This is a genomic window from Pirellula sp. SH-Sr6A (assembly GCF_001610875.1).
GTDB lineage: Bacteria > Planctomycetota > Planctomycetia > Pirellulales > Pirellulaceae > JBKCUI01.
This window is the reverse complement of record NZ_CP011272.1, coordinates 5,589,973-5,612,139: the sequence shown is the minus strand read 5'-3', so window position 1 is coordinate 5,612,139 and position 22,167 is coordinate 5,589,973. Positions and strand designations below refer to the sequence as shown.

Here is a 22,167-nt window from a genome sequence, read left to right as displayed (position 1 = left end):
GTCTAAAAGCAACCGCGGGATTGCAAGGCAGTCCTTTAGGCGGCATCGTAGATCTTTAAGACGGGTCGCTGAGCAGCCTCTGCGTTCTCGGCCACACTTGCTGCTGGTGTCGGATCGCGATCATCCCCTAACTCTCGTAGGACTCGCTCGGCCACGTCGATATCCGACTTGGACTCCTCGCTCCGGTTGGTTGTCCAGCGCCCCGAACCCCAGCCCGCCAACAAGATTTGATCGGTCGGCTTGCTGGAGCGAATCGCTAGCTCGATCGCGGTCTCGCGATTGGGAACGATTTCAATGGATGCCGGCACGTCGCACCCGTCGAGGACATGCCATAGAGATCGCTGCCCACTGAGAGTCGATTCACGCGACTGAGTGAGAATTACCTTCGACGCCACGCGTTCCAACACCTTCCCATAAGCCATCAATTGCTCGGCGGTTGCTGCCTCGGGAACCTCTGCCACGCAAACGATCGGAGCATCGCTATGGCAGGAAAGACTATGCATGGAAACGGCCAAGCGGTCCGCTTGATCGGCCAAGTCGATTGTGACGCGGCGATGGGGGCTCGGTATGCATTGCATTCTGCCTGGAACCCGTTGCAATCGCTCAATGCCTCCGATGATTTCATCGACCTCCAATCCAAAGGCATATCCAATCGCTGCGGCCCCGAGAATATGACGTGCGCTCGGATCCCCTAACAATTTCGTGTTCACCGGTGCAATCGCACGCCCCATCTGGATCATCAACGATTGATGGTTCGCCCCTCGCTCCTTCCGCTTGCCCATAACGTCGCACGCGGCGTCCAATCCATATCCAATCGCATGCGGCTGGTATCGCTCGATCCAACGATGCAGGCGAGCATCGTCCGCGTTGTAAACAATCACACCGTGCTTCTTGACTTGTCCCATCAATCGCTGCAACGCATTTTCTACTCCTCGCGATCGCAATTTGTCGAGCCGCTGGCTCTTCCGCAAACTCGTAAAGAGCAACACGTCGAATTCCCAACCTGATGTGGCGCGCGAAAGTAACATTTCGTCGGTGATCTCGACGACCATCGCGGGGCATCCATTCTCAACCGACGCAGCTGCGAATTGCGCCAAATCGATGGCGCTGGCATCCGCGACACACCTCATCCCGGACTCCGCGCCGTTGCTCCCCCCGAGGGTGCAGTGATATCCAACCCGATTCCCAACATGCTTGAGCATCGAAGCGGTCAGCAGGGCTGCGGTCGTCTTGCCATGGGTACCGACGACTCCGATCGTCAACACCTTGCGGCTCGGATGACCTGCCACCGCATTGGCTGCGCATGAAAGCGCCTCATGAACATCTGAAACAATACATTGAGGAATGGGAGAAGGAAGGAACTGCTCGGTCACGATCGCCGACGCTCCTCGCGATACCGCTTCCAATACCTCGCGAGCCAAATCGAGCGAGTCCCCGGCTCCTGCGAACAAAACCCCACCGGGCTGCATCGTCTCTGCATCGGCATGGCAAGACCCACACTGCACATCGGAAGCGCCCAAGATCTGAGCATGGGGAAACACCTCACGAAGCGAAATACCGTGGCTGGGTGCGCAACGACTCATAGAAAGGCCTCCTTGCCCAAATTCAATGTCCGTAAATCATTCCAATGCTGCTGGACCGAAGGCCTCCATCCTGGAGTTTCGATCGTTGTCAGGGACTGGGTTCCCCTCCAACCGCAACATGCTCAACGTGATCGATGTCGCACGACAGGTCAAGCCGAAACACCCGGCTGCACCATCTAGAAGCCCAAGAAAAAACAACCGCAAGCAATGCTAGCAAACAACCCCCTGCACCTCGGCTGCATCTTTTCCGTATTGACGGTTTTCCAAACGGTGTTCCAGTCCGCTTTCAGCGCATCGATCACCAACAAACTAAACACCGCACCGAGAGCGGTTACTACCTTCACACCACTCCGAGAGCTGGTACACTGCCTCGCTCGGAGAGCGCTTACTATGTCGCGGTGCTTCGTATGTAGATTCGTATACCCGGTGAAAGCCTTGCCAGCCTCGGCAACTCCCGGTCCACCACACCGACCTCCGCCAGCCTCTCAAGCTGCTCCATTTCCACTGCCGCCCCCTCTGGCCATGGACAGCTCTTCAGCAAGCACACTTCCTCTGCTGAGATTCTCCAAGCCAAATACCAAGCCAGTGCATCGGTTGTCGTATCCCAAGACTCCGCCGGCCGCACTTCTGCGATCTCCATTTCAGCCGGCGTTCTCTCGTTGTAAAACGACTGAATCCGTACCAAATAAACACCCTCTCTTCCGCTGACTAGCAGTGCCGACAATTGCGTGGACGTGGTGACAGGCTCCCAGGTTGTCACCATCTGCCTGCTTATAGCAAAGGTACTATCCAACAATCGCACACATTCCCAATGAATCCAGCCCATATCCAGCTCGGGTCGCAACCGATGCAACTGCCGCATCGCTTCTACAATTTCTCCCCCTCCGACAACCACAAAGACTTGGCAACCCCGATACTCTTTTTGGAGCGCATCGACTTGTTCAGAAAGCGACTTCTCAGAAAAAAGAATCGATCCGCCGATCTTTAAGACAACAAGCTTCAATCTCGCCCCCACGCTAGGTTAGAATCCCACTAGTCGCTGTTGCAGCAATGCGGCCGACAGCCTCCGTCAGGAGCCCTCCAGCCCATCCCGCAAACCTTCAACCCACCACCGGAAACATAACGAGATGCGACCAATGAGAAAAGCCAAACTCCTCTTCGGCCTTCTCGGATTCCTTATCCCTCCCTGCGAGACAAGCCGGTCAAGTGCACAGGATGTTTCCTGGCTGGCCGATGTTCAAGTCGCCATTCCCGCCGTTCAGAACGGGGCTTCGAAACCTCTCCCCACCCTGGCCCCCATTCCATCCTTGTCTTCCGAAGACGATTTCAAGAGATTCCGCGAACGTACGCTCCGGGACTGGCAACGGTATCTCGGAGCGTTCGACCTCTCTGACGCGCGCACGCCACCCGCTATGGAGGTGCTGGAAACCGAACGGGTCGATGAAGGCCTCTTGCGTCGGCTTGTCCGCTACGAAACCGAACCAGGCCAATTCGTGGAAGCCTATATCCTCGCACGCGAAGACCTTCCGTCCTTCAGCCCGGCGGTCGTCGTTTTCCACTCCACCGTCCAACACTCGATCAGGCAATGCGTCGGGCTGGGGGATCCAAATAAAGGAAATGCACCCACCGAAGATGAGCTTCGCAAGGCTTATGCGCTCCACCTAGCGCGTCGTGGCTTCATCACTTTCTCCCCTCGCAATTACCTTTGGATTCATAACACCAAACTGGATGCGGTCGGCGAAGCGAAGCAATTCTTAAGTCGCAATGGCGATAGGAAAGGGATGGCTCGGATGCTTTACGATTCCATCCGCGCCGTCGATGCCCTCCTATCGGTCGAAGGTGTGGATCCTAAACGGATCGGAGCTGTCGGCCATTCCCTCGGGGCTAAGGAGGTCCTCTACCTCGCCGCCTTCGACGAACGGATCCGAGCATCGGTCAGCAGCGAAGGAGGCATCGGTATCGCACAGTCAAATTGGGAAGCAGATTGGTATCTCGGTGCACCCTGCAAAACTCCTGGCTTCCCTCGCGATCACCACCAATTGGTCGCTTGCATCGCCCCCCGACCCTTTCTCGTCATCGGCGGAAACGCCTCGGACGGCATCGAGAGCGTCCCGTATCTCGCCGCTGCCAAGCCCGCTTACGAGGTCTTCCATGCCGAGAAACGACTAGGTCTTTTCAATCACGGGCTCGGGCATGCCGTCCCCGAATCGAGCCTAGAAAGAACCATCGAATGGCTGGAAACCTACTTGGCGGAGTAGGGCGAAGGCCGATACACTCGATCAAAATCTATCCATCTCGTCTTGCTTCACCGCCCTCGCCCAACGTCCCACTTATGCCTATTCAAATTTTGCTGATCGATTCCCAAGAAGTCACCCGGCTCGGAATCCGAGCAACCGTAGCGGAGACCGACATCGTCGTCGCTGCAGACGCTGCCTCGCTCAGCGAAGCGCAATCCCATGCCGCGAACAACGCATTCGACTTGATCCTAACCGATATCCGCGTGGGCAATGTGGATGTGCTTCCCTGGTTGGCGAAGCTAAAGCTCGAACAATCCCGACAGAATATTCTGTTTCTCACCAATACGGAAAACGCCACGCACATCGCCAGGATCTATTCGATCGGGGCCAATGGAATCATCTCGAAATCCACCTCGCCCGAGCAGCTCCTAAACGCGATGCGTTCGGCGGCATCGGGTGAATCGCTCTGGACCAAAGAGGAACTCAAACGGATGAGCTGTGGCCTGGGAACCGCGAAGGCGTTCGTCGAAACCGATGTCCCCATCACCGCCCGCGAAGCCGAAGTGCTCAAGAAGATCGCGGCCGGTTGCTCCAATCGCGAAATTGCCCAATCGCTCGGCATCAGTTTTGAAACGGTGAAGGAACATATCCAGCACCTCTTTCGAAAGTTAGGTGCCGGAGATCGAACCCAAGCCGCCATTTGGGCCGTACGACAAAATATCGTCTAGCCCTCGCATCGCGCGATGCACCAGGACCTCGCTAGCCGACGAGGCCAAATGCCTTTTCCATCTGCTTCCGGACAATCGTCAACCGCTCGACGTCACCACCACCCACTTCTGCGGTCGCCCATCCGGCGAAGCCGATCTCCTTGAGTCCCGCCTGCACCTCTCCCCAAGGCAAATCGTCGTCTTCGGAAGTGATGTCGACAAATTTGTTCTTCGCGCGGCTAAAACCCTTCACATCAAGCTTCACCGCTCGATGGCCGAACTGGCGAAGCCATTCGCGAGGCTGCCCATACTTCCAATGGTTGCCGATGTCGTAATACATCCCAACCCAACGGCTGTTGAAACTATCGACGAACTTGACAAATCGTTCGGCCGATTGCTCGGGTGGCTTGTCGTGATCGTAATGGATCTTGTTCCAAACATTCTCGATCAATATCGGCTGTCCAAGGGACGCTGCAAGCGGGATCAGTTTGCGGATCTCGCTGGAAGCGCGCTCGTCGCACTCTTGGGGAGTTCCATCCTCCCCTTTACCGATCACGATCAACACGCCGGATCCTCCGATGGCATGCGAAACGCGAATACAATGCTCGATGTTCGCAACTCCCTTCGCACGAATCGCGGGATCTTGGTTCGTCAGCGTGGCTTGCCAATGGGCATGGTTGATGGCGTTGTGGCAAAAGACTCCCGCCTCCCATACCGCCGCCTTCGCTTGCTCGACCGTGTATGCCCCCGCTTCATCAAAATCGACGCCATCAAATCCAGCGTCCGCCGCCATCTTGAGCCGCTCGACCAAGCTCAATTCTTTTCCACCTGCTTTTTTTGCAATCATCCCGAGCTTGCACGATAGCAACACTCGCTTCCCTTCCGGCGGCACTATCGTCTTCGGCACTTCGGCTACCATAGCTCCTCGCGCCGGAGCAGCAACCAATGCGGTTGCGACCGCAGCCGCACCCAAAAAACCGCGTCGGGGCAATCCGGAACGACCCGGTGCACCGGAGAGCGATTCCGACCTGGAGCCGGCTGATAAGCAGGATCCGGAGTCGGGGTACGATGGAGTAGTTTCGATTTCGGATCGGGATTCATGTTGCATGGTGGGTCTCTCTTGGGAATCGGAGGGTAGGTTGGAGAGAAAAAGGGTTCGAGGAATGGCTATGGAGCGAATGTCTTCTGGGTAATGCGTTCGCAAGCCTCGATGTATCGCTGGCGTGTTTGCTCGACGATGGCGTCCGGTAGAACCGGCGGGGGACTGTTGCGATCCCATGTCGTGCTCATGAGATATTCGCGGACGAATTGTTTGTCGAATGAAGCTTGAGGACGCCCTGGCTCCCAACCATCGAGCGGCCAAAAACGAGAACTATCCGGCGTGAGGACTTCATCGACCAAGATGAGTTGCTCGTGGCAGCAGCCCCATTCCAGTTTGGTATCGGCGATGATAATGCCCCGGGAACGAGCAATCTCGGTCCCCTTTTGATAAACCTGAAGCGTCTTGGTTTTCAGTTCCGTCGCCAAGCCTTCACCGATCGCATTGGCCATGTAATCAAGGGAAACATTTTGATCATGTCCTTCCTGCGCTTTGGTGGAGGGGGTGAACAACGGTTCAGGGAGTCGATCGCACTGCTTCAATCCAGCGGGAAGATTGATTCCGCAAACTTGCCCCGTCGCTTGATAGTCCTTCCAGCCACTCCCTTCCAAATATCCCCGGACCACGCATTCGAATGGGACCACCTTGGCTTTTTTGACGACCATGCTGCGACCGACGAGCAATTGCTCAGGATCGTGCGCTCTTACTTCGTCCGGGAGCTCGGAACTAAGGAAGTGATGGTCCACGCCGAGGACATCGAACCAGAACAAACTAAGTTGCGTGAGCACCTTTCCCTTGTCGGGAATACCGTTGGGCATCACCCAATCGAACGCACTGATGCGATCGGTACTCACAATCAATAGTCGATCATCCAGATCGTAAACATCGCGCACTTTCCCCTGCCGGCGAGGAAAGGGCAAATTGGTTTGAAGGACGACGCGGCTCATTTCACCTCTTCTGCGGTCATTTTGTAAACGGCGTAGTGGCCACCATCGTCAGGATACTGGAACGACTCAGTGTCGATTTCCAATTTTCCCTTCACACTGACCACGCGCGTGGTGTAATTGATGGTTTTACCGGGGACCATCTTAACAATGATACAATCGTACAGCGCGGCACCAGGTCCAAAACAACACTCTTGATTGTCCCGAACCAATACGAATTCGGTGATCCCGGTCTGACTAAAAAGCGTGGTAGGGAGAATAAACCCTCGTATCTTCCATACTTTTTCGTGGAGTTCCCAGTTCGAACTCCCCAACATGTCGTTCTTGAATTCTGCCCCCTTCTCCATCTCGAACTTGAGATCATCGAAGGTGATTTCCCCTCGCTTCTTGGCAGCCTCGCGCGCTTTGCGATCCTCGACCGTTGCCTGCGCCGTCTTGGCTGATGGATTCGCTGTCTGAGGATTGCGATTTGGGGGTAGAAATCGGTTGCGAGGAGATGCAGCCCCTTGGCCGGTAGAAGCCGTTTCGCTGCTGGAATCGGAAGAAGTCGCTGGTTCGGAAGTCCGCGCCGGTTCGGAAGACGGAGCCTGTGGCACCGTCTCATCCGCCTTCTCCAGAATAGCCTCTTTCGGAACCGCTTTTCCATCCGAGGAGCCAGCGTCACCAGTTGGTTCCGCGCCCCCGATTGGTTCCTGGCCGCTCGATCGCACGGGAGCAGGTTCGGGGATGGGAGGTTCCGGTGGCGAAGGAGGTTGAGCAGTAGCCTCGGAGGTCGCGAGCTCCTGCGATGTCGTATCGGTAGCTGTCCCACTCCCCGAGATCTCGTTCTGCGTTTTGGTGGGCTCGCAGCCGACAATCGACAGCAACGCCAAGGCGGCCAAGGCGCACGCAATCCGACGCTGGCCACCCATCCCGGGTTGGCCGAGAACTGGAATGGTTTTGCGGCTCGATTGCAGAGAGCGTATCCACCGACTGCATCCGGTCGAAGATTGGGTCATCGTTTTCCTGTGAGGGTTTTGGGAAGGGGGAAGCCCATCGTGCAACCGATCATCTTACCTCTCTTACCATGCCCCTTGCTAGGCTCGCCCCTCCGATTTCTAGCTCGGATGCCAACAGTAGGTCTCGACGCGACTACAATAACTTTCGTCTATTTCCTTATCACGCACGAATCGACAATGAACGAACAGCCCTATGGCGTGCCTTGCGAACATTGGCCGCCGAAACTTACGCCCTGGTGGTTCCGTCTCTGCAAATGGTTTCGAGACCGAGATCTTCGAAGCCAAAAAATGACCGATATCACACTCCTCGGCTGCGACGCGATCGCCCGAGCGGTCGATCGAAATGCAGGAATCTTGCTAGCACCGAACCACTCGTTCCACTGGGACTCCTATTGCTTGCTCCGCGCGGCCGAACAACTGCGTGTCCCATTCTATTTCATGACGGCTTGGCAAGTCTTCGAGGTCAGTTCTCGATTCACACGCGAATCGATGCAGCGATGCGGCTGCTTTAGCGTCGACCGAGAAGGAACGGACATGCAAGCATTGAAGACCGCCGTCGATATTCTCAAGACGCGTACCAATCCGCTTGTGGTCTTCCCAGAAGGGGACATCTATCACACCAATGATCGGGTCACTCCGTTTCGCGAAGGTGCCGCAGCGATGGCGCTGATGGCAGCCAAAAAATCGGATCGCCCGGTGGCTGTCATTCCCGTCGCGATCAAACGGTGGTACCTCGATGACCCCACTTCCAGCCTTCAACAAACTGTCAGCCGAATCGAACGGTCTCTGCACTGGACCGAGAAAGCGCACCGCTCCCTCCGAGAACGCGTGCTCCATATCGCCGAAGGTTTGCTGGCCCTCAAAGAAACCGAATACTTGAATACGACGCAACAAGGATCCCTTCGCGCTCGCATCCAAGGCCTCATGCTCGCTCTCTTGAACGAATGCGAGGCCAAATACTCGATCGCAAAAAAGGACACCCTCCCTCCGGAACGGATCAAAGGGGTACGGCAAGCGATCATCCAGCAACGCGAGTCCCAACGAACCACCGCGACAGAGCGTGCGCGGCGCGAATGGGACGAAGACATGAACAAAATGTTCATGGCAACACAGCTCTACAGCTACCCAGGCACGTATCTCGGAGACGCCGATTCGATCGAACGCTTGGTAGAAACGGTCGATAAATTAGAGGAAGACGTTCTCGGCTGTGCCTATCCCACTGTGCACGGCGCCAAACGGGTCACCGTGCAGTTCGACACCCCGATCTGGTTGGACAAAAACTCGAGCAAATCGAGCAGTGCATCGACGTTGACAGCCGAAATGCAGCATCGCGTTCAAACTTTGCTCGATTCGCTCAACGCCACGCCTACACCTTGACCGCACCCTCTCACAGATCCCCACGTCCTCACAGATCCCCCCATCCGATCTATGTTTACATTAAGCAACGTCAGTAAATCCTTTGGCGATCATCAAGTCCTACAACCTACGACACTGACGTTTCGAACGGGCGAGTCGACCGTCTTGATCGGGCCCAGCGGTTGTGGCAAAAGCACCTTGCTCCGCGTTCTCATCGGCCTGATTCCGGCCGATTCAGGGACCATCGAGTTTGACGGTCAAATCTTGAATCAAAACAATGTACTGCACCTGAGACAACGAATGGGATACGTCATCCAAGATGGCGGGCTCTTTCCTCACCTGACAGCGAAACAGAATGTCGGGATTCTCGCTCAGCATTTGGGTTGGGGGGCCGAGCGAATCAATGCCCGCGTGCAGGAGTTAGCGGATTTGACCCGTCTCCCTCGTATCGCGCTCGATCGTTATCCGCTTCAGATGTCAGGGGGGCAAAGACAGCGAGTTGGAATCATGCGAGCGCTGATGATGGATCCCCCCGTGATTCTTCTAGACGAACCGATGGGGGCCCTCGATCCTCTGGTGCGGTATGATCTCCAAGAAGACCTTCGGGGGATTTTTCAAACTCTGAAAAAGACATCCATCATGGTAACCCACGACATGGGAGAAGCTGGATTTTTCGGCGATCGTGTGTTGCTTCTCTCCGATGGTCAAATCGTTCAAGACGGAGTGCTGGACGACTTGATCCACAAACCCGCCAATGATTATGTAACCCGCTTTATCAACGCCCAACGAATCCCAGGTGCATGATGCAAGTCGCAGTCCGTCGGATCACCATGAATTTGGCTTTCCTCGTTTCTCTACTCCTCGCTCCGACAACCCGCGCCGAGACGGAGGTCAAAGTAGGGTCCAAGGGCTTCACGGAATCGGTTTTGCTAGGTGAATGCCTGGCCCATCTCGCGCGCTCGACCGGCGCTCGCTGCGAACACAAAGCGGAGTTGGGAGGGACACAAGTCCTCTGGAAAGCGTTGCAAGCAGGGGATGTCGATGCCTATGTTGACTACACAGGTACCATTCGAGAAGAGCTTTTGTCGGATGCGATTCCCGAGGGAAATACGATCCGCAGCGAGCAAGACATGCGGGAAGCGATGGCCAAAAAGGGGATCCTTATGTCGGATCGACTGGGATTTAATAATACCTATGCCTTGGGAATGCGAGAGGCGGATGCGGCTAGGCTTGGGATTACCAGAATCAGCGATCTACGAAATCATCCCAAGCTGGAGATTGGTATCAGCGATGAATTTATGGAGCGGCAAGATGGCTGGAAACAACTCGCTGAGAAGTATCGATTCCCTGATTTCCGCATCAAAACCATGGACCACAACCTTGCTTATCGAGGGCTGGAAAAGGGAGCCATCGATGTCACCGATATATACACGACCGATGCGGAGATTGACTTCTATAAACTACGGGTTCTAGAAGACGACTTGGGATACTTCCCTACTTACTATGCGGTCATCTTGATGCGTCAAGAGTTTGCCGACCGCAATCCACCTATCGCCGCAAAGATTTTGGAATTGGTAGGCAAGCTCGATTCCAAAACGATGTCTGCAATGTCGGCCAAGGTCCGGTTGGATCGAGAGCTGGAGAGCAACGTGGCTGCGAGTTTTTTGAACGAAGTGATGCAGCTTGATGCGCCCATGCTGGAGGTGGGGAGAAAGGATCAGTTCGCTCGAATGGTGCAGCGATTGATCAAGACAACACGGGAGCACGTGCTGTTGGTGGCCATATCATTGTTGCTGGCGATTATGTGTGCCGTTCCGTTGGGAACACTCTCGGCGAAGAACGAGCATTTTGGGAATGTGATTTTGGGGGTGGTGAGTGTGGTACAGACGTTGCCTTCAATGGCGCTGCTGGTGTTCATGATCCCGATCTTTGGCTTGGGGGCATTGCCGGCGATTGCGGCGTTGTTCTTTTACAGTTTGTTACCGATTGTGCGGAACACGTATTCCGGTTTGACGCAGATCCCAACCAACACGATGGAGTCGGCGGTGGTGTTGGGATTGCCGCCAGCGGCGCGATTGAAGTTGGTCGAGATCCCGCTTGCGATGCCCTCGATCTTGGCAGGGATCAAGACGGCGGCGGTGATCAACGTAGGGACGGCGACAATTGGAGCGTTGATTGGGGCGGGGGGATATGGAGCTCCGATTTTGACGGGAATTCGGTTGATGAGTTTGCCGCTGATTTTGCAAGGGGCGATACCGGCGGCAGCGATGGCCGTTTTGGTGCAATATGCGTTTTCGTTTGTCGAAAAACGGTTTGTTTCGCCAGGGCTGCGGCTGCGGTAGCGGTGGGTTGGCGGGTGGCGACGAGCAAGGAGCAGAAATGCCCCCAAACCGAGCTTGCATCGGGCGCAGAATTCGGCACAATACGCCTGTATTGGAGAGGTGGCTGAGTGGTCTAAAGCACCGGATTGCTAATTCGGCGTAGGGTTAACTCCTTACCGCAGGTTCGAATCCTGTCCTCTCCGTTGTAACGACTGGCCCTAATTGGGCCAGTCGTTACAAAGAGATGAGAAAAAAGAGCACCGGATCGGCGCGTTGAGCGTTCTTCCCCCCCTGACGCTACTTGGATCGGTGTCTGTAGAAATCGCTCTTTTTTCGCATCGATCTCCTATCTACTGCTCCACTTTCTCGTCGGAGCATATCCCCAGGGTTTTTTGGATTTCTAGGTAGCTCCTTTGGCTTCCGTGCCGATCCATGCCTGCAGGTGCTGCGTCGTCTTGTTCGCTGCCTTGCCCTTTGGTGAGTCGCCTTGTGAGTCGCCAGAGTCGTCTCAAAACTTCCGCTTTCCCAGGGATAACTCGTGGTTTCATAGTGGTGGTGCAGGATTCGAACTAGGGGATCAATGTTTTGAACTGCAGTGGCGGTGAGAATAGAACGCACAGCCTATCACCCGATCTAAAAGTTGGCACGCTCGTGGTCTTCCGGTATCGTTAAACCTAACTTTTTGCTGTCTTGGTTAATTGGCTGCATTGTTGCAGACTTCAGGTAGGCCCATCTATCGAAAATCAATCCGAGCCAGAGACGGCTATTGCGTGGAGATGCTGAATGACAACGCCTGCTTGGCGAAGCTTCGAAAAGCTGGTTAGCCGCATCGAGCATGCACTGGCTGGCGAACACGTGACCGTCAAGTCACCTGACGTCATTCCTTGCATTACAACTGGTACGTCCCGAGAGGTAGACGTGTCAATCCGCACTCGGGTCGGCAGTGCGGAAATCCTTTTGACGGTAGAGTGCCGTGACCGCGTTTCAGTGCAAGATGTAACTTGGATCGAACAACTTGCGGCGAAGAAAAAGAACATCGGTGCGGCAAAAACCATTGCTGTGGCTGCATCGGGATTCTCATCGGAAGCCAGACGTATCGCCTGTGAGAACGCAATTGATCTACGCATTCTTGACGAGATCACAGAGGAGGACATTAAGAGCTGGATGCCGTTAATAGGCATGGTTCACGTTTTCAAAGACTGCGAGCTTACCGGACCTCCAGATATTGTCTTCTTGGCCGAGCAAGGCGATGAGCCATCGGAGACGACGTTCCCAAACGTGGGGTCAGATTTACTATCCGCCCATCGCATCTTCCGTGGACCAGGTGACGAGCCGTTGTCACTCAATGACATCTGGCTTCGCGCTGATGATCAGATGAAAATCTTCTATCAAGTGCCCTGTGATAACAAGGACCATTTCTTTAAGGTCAACATCATCCCGTCCGACAAATTGCTGCTCTTAACCCAAAAAGGTAACCGTCAGGTCAAATCAATCTCGTTACCCCTGAGACTGCGGTGGAAGCATGAAAACATTCCTCTTTCCGAGGCTAAGCTCGTTCGGTACAGGCCAGCGGATGCAGCCGATCCGTTCCCAGAACTGGTCCTCGCAGAGTTTGAAACCAAGCAGGCCATCAGCAACAATCTCAGAATGGGTTTTCAACTGCAGCAAGATGGACCAATGGTTCATATTTCAGCCGAGATGGTCCAATCCGAATCAGTCGCTGCAGCAGAGCCGGTCCGCAACTGCGGTTCAAAGAGTTCATAGCTATGCGTTTCCATCACCATCTTTCTTTTCACCCCTTCACCATCACCTTCGCCACGCCAGCGGCTCTAGCAAAATCATCCTCGGTAACCAACAAGTGTAGCTCTGTTGAGTAATCCGAGGCGAGTTACCCAACCAAGAGCAAACCACATGTAAAGGAAACTCGCGTTGCAGTTCCGTCTGTCGGCTGACCCGCATCGAATGGAACAATCGTAGCCAGCCCGAAACACCGGCTCGTCGCAACAAGCGTAACAGCACCCTGTATAGAATGCCTATCCTTCCATCATTCGCTTCGCATCGCGAAGACTTGATTACCAATCCTAGCGATCATCGTCGAGCCTGCGAGGGCGGAACCATAGAGGGTCGGACCGCTGAGCATCGCGGCTGCCCGGCGACGTTCCTCTGTGCCTTCCTCGCCAAGGGTGGTTGTCTCTGGTGGTAGGGTTTCCAAGTCGAAGAGGGTGTTCTCTGCAAGAATCTTGAAGGCTCGCCCGGCTTGGATTACCGTAGTGATTCCTTCTTTACCAAAGAAGTAGATGCGATCGTCGATAGCAATTGGGGTAGCCCAGCAAGCCTGTTTTAGACGACCGGTGTAAACCACTTCGCCATCTTTTGTGTCCAGACAATGGACCACACCGACGCGATTCACCCAATAGGCTAAGTCCTGGTGGATGATTGGGGAGCCCCATGTAGGACTTACTTTGTCGTTCCACCATACCAGTTCTGGCTTCCAAACCCCATCAACCTTCTTTACTTGAACCATACCGTTCGATTTCTTGGCGGATTCGGCATTTTCGCCTTGCCGACCGGGAGATGCTCCGATCAAGAAGCGACCGCTTCCATTGTCGATGGGGGATACATTGGTATTACCACCCAATCCCGTTAGCTCCCAAAGTACTTTTCCAGTCGCACAATCGTAAGACATCACAGAACCATTCGAACTGACGACTACTTGTTCGATTCCGTCAATCTTGAAGTATGCAGGCGAACTCCAGGATCGACCTGCTGCACGCTCTGCTTTCCAAACCGTTTGCCCGGTTTTCTTCGAAAGTGCAACCAACGCTCCTGGGGCATCATGCTCCATCAAAACAAAAACATGATCTGCATTCTGACAAGGCGATGCGCCCAAGCCAAACTCTGCAATGAAGGGGCCATAGTCTTTGCTCAAGTTCCTGGACCACAGATTCTCTCCCTGGTGATCGACAGCAATGCAATCGCCGCTTTCAAAGAACACAACGACGCGATCGGCATCGACAACGGGCGTCGGTGCAGCTCGACTGACGTAGACGCTGTTTTTCACAGGATTTTCGTTTGGGACTTCATGGGTCCAAAGGATTTGTCCGTCTTGCAGGCTCATGCAATGGACCAACTGTCGCTCTTTGTTTGGACCATCCACTGTCGTCACGAAGATTCTCTTTTCCCACAAAATGGGGCTCGATTGGCCATGCCCCTTCAGCGCCATCTTCCATGCAATGCTTTGCTCGGGGCTCCATACTATCGGCAGTAGAGCAGCTTCGGGAGGAGTACTTCCAGCACCCAGGAATGCTGGCCAGCGCGGGTCCTGACCAAGCAGGCTCCCGGAGAGCGAAAGAATACCTATCAGAAAATATCTAAAATGCATGTTGCACCACTACAAGATTGGTCAATTTGGAATGATAAAAATCACCATCAGCGAGCCGCAGTCACTGTACTGCGGCTCATGAGAGACTACCGATACGAAAGGTCCGAATGGATCATTTTCTATTGAAGTGGTACATGCGGGATCGGCAAAACCAACGTAGCGCCGTAGTGGGTCTTGTCGTATCCCTCTCCCCTTTCATCCGTCGCAACGTGATGGACGACAGCCAGAAGATAATTCCCTTCCATTGGACGGAACGAAACGAATCCGTTGGCATCCGATGTCTTCTCGTACGTCGAGTCCTTACCTTCTGCCAATGTGGCTCCTCGAGGTACGAATGCGACGTCCGCCTGAGGAAGAGGCTTGCCATGCCAAAGCACACGGAGCTTTACGTCGCGATTGGCCGCGATGGACTCCAGCGATCCCTCCAGAACGAGTTCCAGTCCCTTGTTAAGTGGTTGAATCTGGTCCGATCCCGCTTTGGGGACAGACCCGAAAGAATTCGACGCGATAAAATACGTTTTCCCCGTCTTGATCGCTCGTGTTGTTCCGTGCAACATGTCGAGCGTGTGGACCACTTGATGGACACCTAATTGCTTCGTCACAAATCGAGAGCTCCAAAACCCTTCTTTCGGAGCAGACCCCATGTCGATCGCTGAGCCTTTGAGATCCATTTTGGAGCCATCCGGCTGAATCAGCTCGAGAGTGCAAGGGTCGAGCGTAATCTTGCTCGCAAGCTTGAAATCCCGGTGGTTGTTTCCATGATTGCCAAGCATCAAATCGATGTGCACGACATCTTGATAGCGAGCAACCAACGGACCGCTTTGGACCCAAGTATCATGCGCGCCGGCAAAAGGAACCGCTCCACTTACCATCAACCAAACTGCCAAAAACAACTTTTTCATTTCCATTCTCCCGTCGTCTGATTGTGCTTTTAAAGTTTCTTATTCGTTGACTATTCATCGATACCGGCCAACACTTCGCCGGCGGACCGAGTTCCAAGTGCCCGCCACGCGCGGAGATCTAAGTTCTGAGAGATGAAGCTGACGCTTCCGTCGCAGCGAGCGACTTGAACTCCCCCGGTGTGATTGCTTCTCGCTCCAAAGATACCGTAACCGCATGTGTTCATATCCATCCAGGCGGAATTGGGTGGCAGGTAGTGGTTGTAGGCGCCGTAATACTCTCGTCCGTGAATCCATCCCCCCCCTCGTTGTCCGTTGTACCCCCGAGACATACCAACGACTTGAGCTTCATAGCCCGCAGGGTCGTCGGGTGCTAAAAAGCCATTCGCAAGTCCTGCGACGGTAGGGGGAGTTGTCGACGAACGCCAGACACAGGCGACATTCACCATCGTCCGAATCTTGTCGTTTCGCGATGTGGGAGCAGAAACATTTGTGGGAGCAAGTCCTCGTAGCGACTCTGCGAAGGCAGCCGTATTACTCAATCCATCACTTATTGAACCAAAACGAACTTTGGCATTGGTCCAAAGTATTCCGTCGGTCATCAATCGAGAGTCGTAGTTGGTCCCGACCCCTGAGCCCAGATTCATGTGATAGTTGTTGCCTGCATATTGATTGAGTGGTCCAGAACCACTCAGCGTGACAACTTCGAAAATCGATGGTCCATTGTCGCTCGGGCAAGAAAGAATTGGCATGACGGTCCGAGCTGGCTCGACAAATGCGGGAGTCAACGTCCCCGGGCAACAACCGTTTTGCATTCGCTGAGAAAAGTCGAGCTGCGAAAACAAGTTTCCTTGCTCATAGAAAGGCAAGAGCGCAGCTTGCACCGAAAAGTTTCCTGCGTTTCCGGAGTTGATCCCGTAGAGGGATGGCAACTGACGGAATGCCGACTCGTAATTGTGCGTTGCCAAAGCCATCTGCTTGAGATTGTTCGAACAACTCATGCGACGAGCAGCTTCGCGCGCTGCTTGGACAGCCGGCAGCAATAGACCGACCAGAATGCCGATAATTGCAATGACGACGAGAAGTTCTACCAAGGTGAAAGCAAATCGATACTTGCTGGACTTTCTTCCGGAAAGAACAGCCCGAAAAAAGGGCAAGCCTAGGTTAACTTTGAATCTTTGTTCCATAATGATCAGTTGGGGATGATGTTTAGAATGTTAAATGTCGATGCGCACAAGCCTTGCGAGAGATCTAACGGCACGTGCTAAGCACGCTTTTGCTTGTTCGCCGTTTCAAGTTGGAGATTGATCCGACGAATCGATACAAAAGCGTGCCAGTACGGGCCGGACACTCTACACTTAGACTCGTGCTGTATAGCGGCGAACCAACGAGGGAAACTATCCCTGCATTTGCTGAATATAGGTCCGCATCACGAACCGAACGCGAAAGAGTATCGGCGCGAGAATCCAACAGCGAATCAGACTACGCGACATTAGAACGCGGAGGTGGATGAGGGACGTCCATGTGAACTTCCGCTAAAGATTGCATGCGGGGAAGCTGCCGTTCAAAACCAGATGCATCCTCGATGAGGGCAAATGGAATAGAAATGTCGCTCACAGAAAGTTTGGTCACGTCGAAACTCAATCCGCGACACTTAGCGGCTTCCATGAAAACAATCCACCTTGATTGTTTCGACAGAGCCTTTCTATTTTGATTCGGCTTAGCCTTGCAACAGGACCTTACGCTGTCACCACAAGACGCATCCGACCCGCAATATGAATCCTTCTCCGTTGCTCCGGAGCAACATGATCGCTTTCGGGGGGGGCAGGACGTTGCTGACGCATCGATCTGTACTGTACGCACCAACAATCGATCTTTCCCGTGCTCCTCCCAATTAGCGACAATCGCGTAGATCGGCGGCTCAATACCATTTTCAGCTGCCCACTCCGATCTCTCTTCGGGAGTTCTACAACAACAGTTCGTCCAGCAGGTTTTAGCATCCCGGCAACCACACGCCCCACCCTGGCACGGATACGGAGTTGGGTCTGTTGCCGACTCAAAGGACTGCTGTGTCGTGCAGAAAGGAAGTGGCAGCGAAGCAAAAGTATATAACGCGGCCATCACCCATAAGAGAAACTTACGGCGTGTCGGGCCAATCTGCCTTTCAGCCAAGAACATTGCGTTTCACACGCTTCCTAGAAGGTCAACCGCCGGACCACTCTCCACACGCTAAGTTTAGCGGGCAAGTTTCGCGATGTCACGCCGAAGATGCGATCTGCGACATTTTGTCCGAGAATTCGACAATATCTACCGACCTGAAGTGCGATTCGCAACTGAACTGGTTTCGAACCAAGCCAATTTCTCTCCATTCGAGCCGACTTTTCTAGCTGACCCTTGAGAGAGCAGTGCAAAGCGAATCATAGCCCAAACGCTAATTCAGCTCGTAAATGCTTGGAGCTATTTGTATGATCATTCAAATCTGCTTTACAGCCATCACCTTCTTTGCTCCAGCCGCTCTCGCAAAATCATCCTCAGTAACCAGCGAGTAACTCTGCTGTGCGATGCGTGGCGAGTTGCCGAGCCAGCTACAAACCACATGCAGCGGAAACTCTCGTTGCAGTTCTGCCTGCCGGCTTGCTCGCATGGAATGAAACAATCGTGGCCAACCCGAAACGCCGGCGCGTCGCAGAAGCCGCAACAACTCGTAGCGTAGGTTCGCGTTCTTCCTGCCCATGGCTGTGTTCGCTGCTGCGTGATACTGCAGAACGGCGACCACGAGTTCTCTTATGTCCCCTAGGATCAAAGAACCACGGAACACGCCGAACACACGGAAATAAGTCCACTCCCATCCCTGGTTTCTATTCCGTGTATTCCGTGTCGTCCGTGGTTAAAAAAACACTGTAATGACTAAGCCCCAAGATGACTCTCAAAACGGGATTGGCCTTCTTCATCAGCTTGTCGACTATCTCGCGAGTTACGAATTCATTGACCTTCAACGAGTTTTTCTGCGTCTTGACCTTGCAGAAGGGATTCTCGTCGAGGAAGGGATCCAAGACGCTTTGTATCTCTCACCGTGTATGCTCTTTCAAACCGATGAGATCGATGGAATGCTCCAGTCGATGAGCAAGTCGCGCGAGGGAACGGTCAAGACGCAAAGGTCCTGGAAATCCTCCAGCGTGCTCACGACCGCGAAATGGTGGAAGGACCTGATGACTGGTCATGGGAACCTTCAGTCCTGGCACCCAGTTCCGACGGAGATATAACCAAATGTTGGGTTCTGTGAATTGAGAAAAAGGTGGCGTATCCTGCTGGTGTAAATGTCAAGTTTCACTAGCGGCCCAACGAGGGCACAAGGAGTATGCCGAGATGACAAATAAGATACTCGATGCTTCTGAACCAGTGGGTGGGAACGAAGTTTTGAAGTTTGGACCTGTTGAGAACGCCAGAAGCGTCCTTGACCAAATCATCCAAGACGGGGCGAGACGGATGCTGCAAGCTGCTTTGGAAAACGAGGTCGAAGCGTTCCTCGAACGGCATTCGAACAAGGTCGACGATGAGGGAAGGCGACAAGTCGTCCGAAACGGATACTTACCTTCCCGCGAGTTGGTGACGGGTGCAGGAACTCTCGAAATCCAACAGCCTCGTGTTCGCGATAAATCACCCGAGGCAGATGATCGCGTTCGATTCTCCTCCAGCATCCTTCCTCCCTACCTTCGTCGATCGAAGGCGATCGATGAGCTCATTCCCTGGCATTACCTCAAAGGCATTGCCACCGGCGATTTCTCGGAAGCCTTGCAATCTTTGACGGGCGCTCCCGTGGATTCGGTGAACGCCTCGACAATCGTTCGCTTGAAGAAAGCTTGGTCGAAAGAGTATGAAACGTGGAGCAGCCGTGATCTCTCGGAAAGGCGTTACGCATACATCTGGGCAGATGGCATCCATGTCAACGTTCGATTGGAAGACCAAGAAAATCAAAGGCAATGCCTCTTGTTCTTGATGGGGGCAACTGCGGAAGGAGAGAAGGAGCTGATTGCCGTGAGGGATGGATATCGGGAAAGCGAATCAAGCTGGATGGAACTTCTCAGCGACCTTAAAAGCCGCGGCCTCACGGTGGAACCGCAGCTTGCCATCGGTGATGGAGCGTTGGGCTTTTGGGCCGCCGTACGCAAAGTGTTTTCCAAGATACGAGAGCAGCGTTGCTGGTTCCACAAGAGCGGCAACGTCTTGAACAACCTCCCCAAAAGTGCACAGCCGCGTGCCAAGGAAGCCCTCCACGAAATTTGGATGGCAGAGACACGAGAGAATGCTTACAAGGCGTTTGATCGCTTCGGAGAAATGTACAAAGCGAAATACCCGAAGGCATGGGAATGTCTTTCCAAAGACAAGGAAGAGCTCCTGGTATTTTATGACTTCCCTGCTGAGCACTGGAAGCACCTTCGCACGACCAGTCCGATTGAGTCCACCTTTTCAACGATACGGTTAGGGCATCGCAAGACGAAGGGAAGCGGAACGCGTCAAGCGAGCTTGGTGATGATGTTCAAGCTTGCCGAAGCAGCTGTAAAGAAATGAAGGCGACTCGATGGTCATCAGCACATCGTATCGCTGCTCGAAGAAAAGAAATTCGTAAATGGAATCCTGCAGGTTGCCGCCTAACTCCAAATCCTAGAACACAACAATTGACAATACCTCCTTCCGGTATTTGCGGTAAACTCCGAGTCTTGTGTTTGCAATTATCCTTAATTGGAAGGGTCCGGCTACATCACCTATTCAGCATGAGCTTTTCTCGTCTCCGGTATAGCCTGCTTTTTTGGGCTTTGAGAAAGACGGCACTCTTGAACACTAGCAACGGTCCTTGGTGCCAGACGTTCCTTCAACTAGTAAATCGTATGGGTTTTCGTAGGTGTCTTGTATTTCTCGATTGCTCTGGGCACCCCGCAGTTGGCTCGTCTCCATATACCGACGGAATCGCCTAGTCGAGCCCAAGTTCATTCTTGTCGAGCCATTTTATGATGTCCTGGTAAGAGCAATTGGTTTCCTCCGCGACCTTCCTTGCGAAGGACCGGGATGATGCACCAACCATGCGGGTGCTGTGGGAAGTGGCCTCCCCGAGTAGGTCCTCACACCCTCTACGAAGCTGCAACCAGGATCGCTTTGTCTTGCGTTTAATTGAAATTATTACCTCATCGGCTATTTTGGCGCTCTTTGCCATGAGTTACATCCCTTCGTGATGAGATCTTTCTCAGTTCGCGGTTGATCGTACGCGTTCTTGTCATTTTTGCTGCTGCAGCAGTGGGCCCCGACGCTGCAGGTACTCATCGACAGCGCGACGGACCACCCAGGCAACCGACACCTTTTGTTGTTCTGCCATGACTTCCAGTTCGGAGTAATTGTCCCGTGGAATGCTGACGGTTGTCCTTACGGACGGTTTTCGACGCGAGTTTTTTTCGCTGAGCATTCGTTTTTCTCCCACAGTTGACCGCATCGTTGTACATCACAGTGATGCACTTAGCAATCCCCCGAAATTGCCCTTCCGGCAATTAGTCTCGAGCAGGAAAAACGTTTTATGATGCCACTGAAACGCGCGGCAATGTGGGGGCTGCACTTGCGATGGCACCTCTAGACTTTGCCGTCCACACCAGCCAGTTTTTGCTGCGTGCCCAAATCAGCGTCGAGAATTAGCTGACGGGCATGCCCCCCGGATAATCCGAGAGGTCGCAATTTAAAAAATCGTTGAGTTCGACATCGTAGATCACGGTAGGCCCGAAAACCTCCTTGCAAAGGACGGACCCATTTATGGCGCGGCTGAGAGCGAGATCGGTTCGTTAAGACAGCCTTTAGCTACGCATGATTCAGTCCGAGCGATGCTGTACAGCGTCGCAGCATCACACACCTGAGCGAGTCGCAACGCCTGCTCTTTCGTCTGCGCACGACTGGCTACGACAGGAGTATTGTAAACCACTGCCAAGGGGCACTCGACGACGATTTTCTCTTCCATTTTTGGCAGCCCTCGTATCGCCCTAAAAGCCAACGAGGTAAACCTCGAAAACGTCGGCCAAGGCAACTCGACCGCAGAACCTATCGATTGGTTACGCAACCGAAGGGATTCGGGACGATTACTTGTATACGGCGAAGTCGCCTACATACCGAGACCATCAAAAGCGAGTTTCGGAGCTGTGTAAGAACCATAAAGAAAGCATTTCCGTAGACCGACATGTATTTGCATTGGCTGAGCTCGATGCTTGTGAAGAGTGTGGCATCGCCCTGCAAAGAACAAGGCATTTGCAGGAGTCTTTGGGAGATAACTGAAGACTTGCAAATTGATCTTCTCGTTTTAGCAGTACCGAGAGATACCGAGACTTGATCGTCGAAAGCGATAGAAGCGTGAATCCCATTGCTGGGCTTTGGGAGTATCTCGCGACATGTTCAGTGTTCCATCGGTTGAGCGCGGCAGCATCCATTGCCGCCGCTACCCAAAACCACAATCGAATTCAAGACGACACGCAATCCGCAGCGACTAGTGCTGACGCACGCTTAAGCTTGAAATCCCCTCACTTCTCGCGAGTCATTTACTTCTTGCCTTCACCATCGCTTCACTCCCTTTGATGACGAATCAACGCAAATTTACTATGCTAAGAAAACAT

18 protein-coding genes, 1 tRNA gene and 1 pseudogene are annotated in these 22,167 nt (G+C 53.7%); 9 read left to right on the top strand and 11 right to left on the bottom strand.

What is annotated here, in order from left to right; all coding sequences use genetic code 11:
- Positions 1-35: 35 nt before the first annotated feature.
- Together VN12_RS21825 and VN12_RS21820 are read right to left on the bottom strand one after the other, a co-directional pair.
- Positions 36-1,583 carry a Mur ligase family protein gene (locus VN12_RS21825; RefSeq protein WP_146678786.1) on the bottom strand — a complete coding sequence of 516 codons (1,548 nt, stop codon included), beginning with the start codon at positions 1,581-1,583 and terminating at the stop codon, positions 36-38.
- A 388-nt stretch (positions 1,584-1,971) separates the two neighbouring features.
- Complete coding sequence (locus tag VN12_RS21820; protein ID WP_146678785.1) at positions 1,972-2,598, bottom strand: hypothetical protein; 627 nt, start codon at positions 2,596-2,598, stop codon at positions 1,972-1,974.
- A 121-nt stretch (positions 2,599-2,719) separates the two neighbouring features.
- Here VN12_RS21820 and VN12_RS21815 point away from each other — a divergent pair, with 121 nt between their 5' ends.
- Together VN12_RS21815 and VN12_RS21810 are read left to right on the top strand one after the other, a co-directional pair.
- On the top strand, positions 2,720-3,841 hold the full coding sequence (locus VN12_RS21815; protein WP_168164565.1) for an alpha/beta hydrolase family protein: 1,122 nt from the start codon (positions 2,720-2,722) through the stop codon (positions 3,839-3,841).
- Between the two features lie 74 nt (positions 3,842-3,915).
- A complete protein-coding gene (locus tag VN12_RS21810; protein WP_168164564.1) occupies positions 3,916-4,548 on the top strand; it encodes a LuxR C-terminal-related transcriptional regulator in 633 nt (210 codons plus the stop codon).
- 31 nt (positions 4,549-4,579) lie between these two features.
- On the opposite strand, the gene VN12_RS21805 is transcribed toward VN12_RS21810, so the two are convergent.
- Genes VN12_RS21805 through VN12_RS21795 form a run of 3 tightly spaced genes read right to left on the bottom strand, consistent with a single transcriptional unit; the run spans position 4,580 to position 7,568 of the window.
- Positions 4,580-5,635 (bottom strand): sugar phosphate isomerase/epimerase family protein, encoded by a 1,056-nt coding sequence (locus VN12_RS21805; RefSeq protein WP_168164563.1) that lies wholly within the window; start codon positions 5,633-5,635, stop codon positions 4,580-4,582.
- Positions 5,636-5,694: 59 nt separating this feature from the next.
- A complete protein-coding gene (locus VN12_RS21800; protein WP_146678781.1) occupies positions 5,695-6,573 on the bottom strand; it encodes a phosphoribosylaminoimidazolesuccinocarboxamide synthase in 879 nt (292 codons plus the stop codon).
- Positions 6,570-7,568 carry a DUF3299 domain-containing protein gene (locus VN12_RS21795; RefSeq protein ID WP_146678780.1) on the bottom strand — a complete coding sequence of 333 codons (999 nt, stop codon included), beginning with the start codon at positions 7,566-7,568 and terminating at the stop codon, positions 6,570-6,572. The genes VN12_RS21800 and VN12_RS21795 overlap by 4 nt, the downstream gene beginning before the upstream one ends.
- A gap of 288 nt (positions 7,569-7,856) precedes the next feature.
- On the opposite strand from VN12_RS21795, the gene VN12_RS21790 reads away from it, so the two are divergent.
- The 4 genes from VN12_RS21790 (at position 7,857) to VN12_RS21775 (ending at position 11,448) form a co-directional block, all read left to right on the top strand.
- Positions 7,857-8,945 (top strand): lysophospholipid acyltransferase family protein, encoded by a 1,089-nt coding sequence (locus tag VN12_RS21790; protein WP_168164562.1) that lies wholly within the window; start codon positions 7,857-7,859, stop codon positions 8,943-8,945.
- A 51-nt stretch (positions 8,946-8,996) separates the two neighbouring features.
- Positions 8,997-9,728 carry an ATP-binding cassette domain-containing protein gene (locus VN12_RS21785; RefSeq protein ID WP_146678778.1) on the top strand — a complete coding sequence of 244 codons (732 nt, stop codon included), beginning with the start codon at positions 8,997-8,999 and terminating at the stop codon, positions 9,726-9,728.
- Positions 9,725-11,266 (top strand): glycine betaine ABC transporter substrate-binding protein, encoded by a 1,542-nt coding sequence (locus tag VN12_RS21780; RefSeq protein ID WP_146678777.1) that lies wholly within the window; start codon positions 9,725-9,727, stop codon positions 11,264-11,266. Before VN12_RS21785 ends, VN12_RS21780 begins: the two co-directional genes overlap by 4 nt.
- Before the next feature lie 93 nt (positions 11,267-11,359).
- Positions 11,360-11,448 (top strand) — tRNA-Ser (locus tag VN12_RS21775).
- Between the two features lie 147 nt (positions 11,449-11,595).
- Here VN12_RS21775 and VN12_RS21770 read toward each other — a convergent pair.
- Complete coding sequence (locus VN12_RS21770) at positions 11,596-11,793, bottom strand: hypothetical protein (protein ID WP_146678776.1); 198 nt, start codon at positions 11,791-11,793, stop codon at positions 11,596-11,598.
- Positions 11,794-12,202: 409 nt separating this feature from the next.
- Between VN12_RS21770 and VN12_RS21765 the strand changes: the two genes are divergently transcribed.
- Entirely contained in the window at positions 12,203-13,009 is an 807-nt protein-coding gene (locus tag VN12_RS21765; protein ID WP_409994263.1) for a hypothetical protein, read from the top strand.
- A 280-nt stretch (positions 13,010-13,289) separates the two neighbouring features.
- Here the strand turns inward: VN12_RS21765 and VN12_RS21760 are convergent, their stop codons facing one another.
- The 4 genes from VN12_RS21760 to VN12_RS21745 all read right to left on the bottom strand — a co-directional run bounded on the left by VN12_RS21760 (position 13,290) and on the right by VN12_RS21745 (position 18,260).
- Entirely contained in the window at positions 13,290-14,627 is a 1,338-nt protein-coding gene (locus tag VN12_RS21760) for a PQQ-binding-like beta-propeller repeat protein (protein ID WP_146678774.1), read from the bottom strand.
- Between the two features lie 119 nt (positions 14,628-14,746).
- On the bottom strand, positions 14,747-15,529 hold the full coding sequence (locus tag VN12_RS21755) for a DUF4198 domain-containing protein (RefSeq protein WP_146678773.1): 783 nt from the start codon (positions 15,527-15,529) through the stop codon (positions 14,747-14,749).
- A gap of 50 nt (positions 15,530-15,579) precedes the next feature.
- A complete protein-coding gene (locus tag VN12_RS21750; RefSeq protein ID WP_146678772.1) occupies positions 15,580-16,713 on the bottom strand; it encodes a DUF1559 domain-containing protein in 1,134 nt (377 codons plus the stop codon).
- Positions 16,714-17,999: 1,286 nt separating this feature from the next.
- Positions 18,000-18,260 (bottom strand): hypothetical protein, encoded by a 261-nt coding sequence (locus VN12_RS21745; protein WP_146678771.1) that lies wholly within the window; start codon positions 18,258-18,260, stop codon positions 18,000-18,002.
- A 169-nt stretch (positions 18,261-18,429) separates the two neighbouring features.
- Between VN12_RS21745 and VN12_RS21740 the strand changes: the two genes are divergently transcribed.
- The gene (locus VN12_RS21740) at positions 18,430-18,789 is read left to right on the top strand and encodes a hypothetical protein (protein ID WP_146678770.1); all 360 of its coding nucleotides are present in this window, start codon (positions 18,430-18,432) and stop codon (positions 18,787-18,789) included.
- A gap of 103 nt (positions 18,790-18,892) precedes the next feature.
- A pseudogene (locus VN12_RS21735) lies at positions 18,893-20,179 on the top strand (IS256 family transposase).
- Positions 20,180-20,795: 616 nt separating this feature from the next.
- Here the strand turns inward: VN12_RS21735 and VN12_RS21730 are convergent.
- Complete coding sequence (locus VN12_RS21730; RefSeq protein ID WP_146678769.1) at positions 20,796-20,981, bottom strand: ribbon-helix-helix domain-containing protein; 186 nt, start codon at positions 20,979-20,981, stop codon at positions 20,796-20,798.
- Positions 20,982-22,167 lie beyond the last annotated feature (1,186 nt).

Excerpts from the sequence above, each read along its gene's own strand:
- VN12_RS21825 (WP_146678786.1), bottom strand. The coding sequence starts at position 1,583 with ATGAGTCGTTGCGCACCCAGCCACGGTATTTCGCTTCGTGAGGTGTTT.
- VN12_RS21815 (WP_168164565.1), top strand. The coding sequence starts at position 2,720 with ATGAGAAAAGCCAAACTCCTCTTCGGCCTTCTCGGATTCCTTATCCCT.
- VN12_RS21810 (WP_168164564.1), top strand. The coding sequence starts at position 3,916 with ATGCCTATTCAAATTTTGCTGATCGATTCCCAAGAAGTCACCCGGCTC.
- VN12_RS21805 (WP_168164563.1), bottom strand. The coding sequence starts at position 5,635 with ATGCAACATGAATCCCGATCCGAAATCGAAACTACTCCATCGTACCCC.
- VN12_RS21800 (WP_146678781.1), bottom strand. The coding sequence starts at position 6,573 with ATGAGCCGCGTCGTCCTTCAAACCAATTTGCCCTTTCCTCGCCGGCAG.
- VN12_RS21795 (WP_146678780.1), bottom strand. The coding sequence starts at position 7,568 with ATGACCCAATCTTCGACCGGATGCAGTCGGTGGATACGCTCTCTGCAA.
- VN12_RS21790 (WP_168164562.1), top strand. The coding sequence starts at position 7,857 with ATGACCGATATCACACTCCTCGGCTGCGACGCGATCGCCCGAGCGGTC.
- VN12_RS21785 (WP_146678778.1), top strand. The coding sequence starts at position 8,997 with ATGTTTACATTAAGCAACGTCAGTAAATCCTTTGGCGATCATCAAGTC.
- VN12_RS21780 (WP_146678777.1), top strand. The coding sequence starts at position 9,725 with ATGATGCAAGTCGCAGTCCGTCGGATCACCATGAATTTGGCTTTCCTC.
- VN12_RS21770 (WP_146678776.1), bottom strand. The coding sequence starts at position 11,793 with ATGAAACCACGAGTTATCCCTGGGAAAGCGGAAGTTTTGAGACGACTC.
- VN12_RS21760 (WP_146678774.1), bottom strand. The coding sequence starts at position 14,627 with ATGCATTTTAGATATTTTCTGATAGGTATTCTTTCGCTCTCCGGGAGC.
- VN12_RS21755 (WP_146678773.1), bottom strand. The coding sequence starts at position 15,529 with ATGAAAAAGTTGTTTTTGGCAGTTTGGTTGATGGTAAGTGGAGCGGTT.
- VN12_RS21750 (WP_146678772.1), bottom strand. The coding sequence starts at position 16,713 with ATGGAACAAAGATTCAAAGTTAACCTAGGCTTGCCCTTTTTTCGGGCT.
- VN12_RS21745 (WP_146678771.1), bottom strand. The coding sequence starts at position 18,260 with ATGGGCAGGAAGAACGCGAACCTACGCTACGAGTTGTTGCGGCTTCTG.
- VN12_RS21740 (WP_146678770.1), top strand. The coding sequence starts at position 18,430 with ATGACTAAGCCCCAAGATGACTCTCAAAACGGGATTGGCCTTCTTCAT.
- VN12_RS21730 (WP_146678769.1), bottom strand. The coding sequence starts at position 20,981 with ATGCTCAGCGAAAAAAACTCGCGTCGAAAACCGTCCGTAAGGACAACC.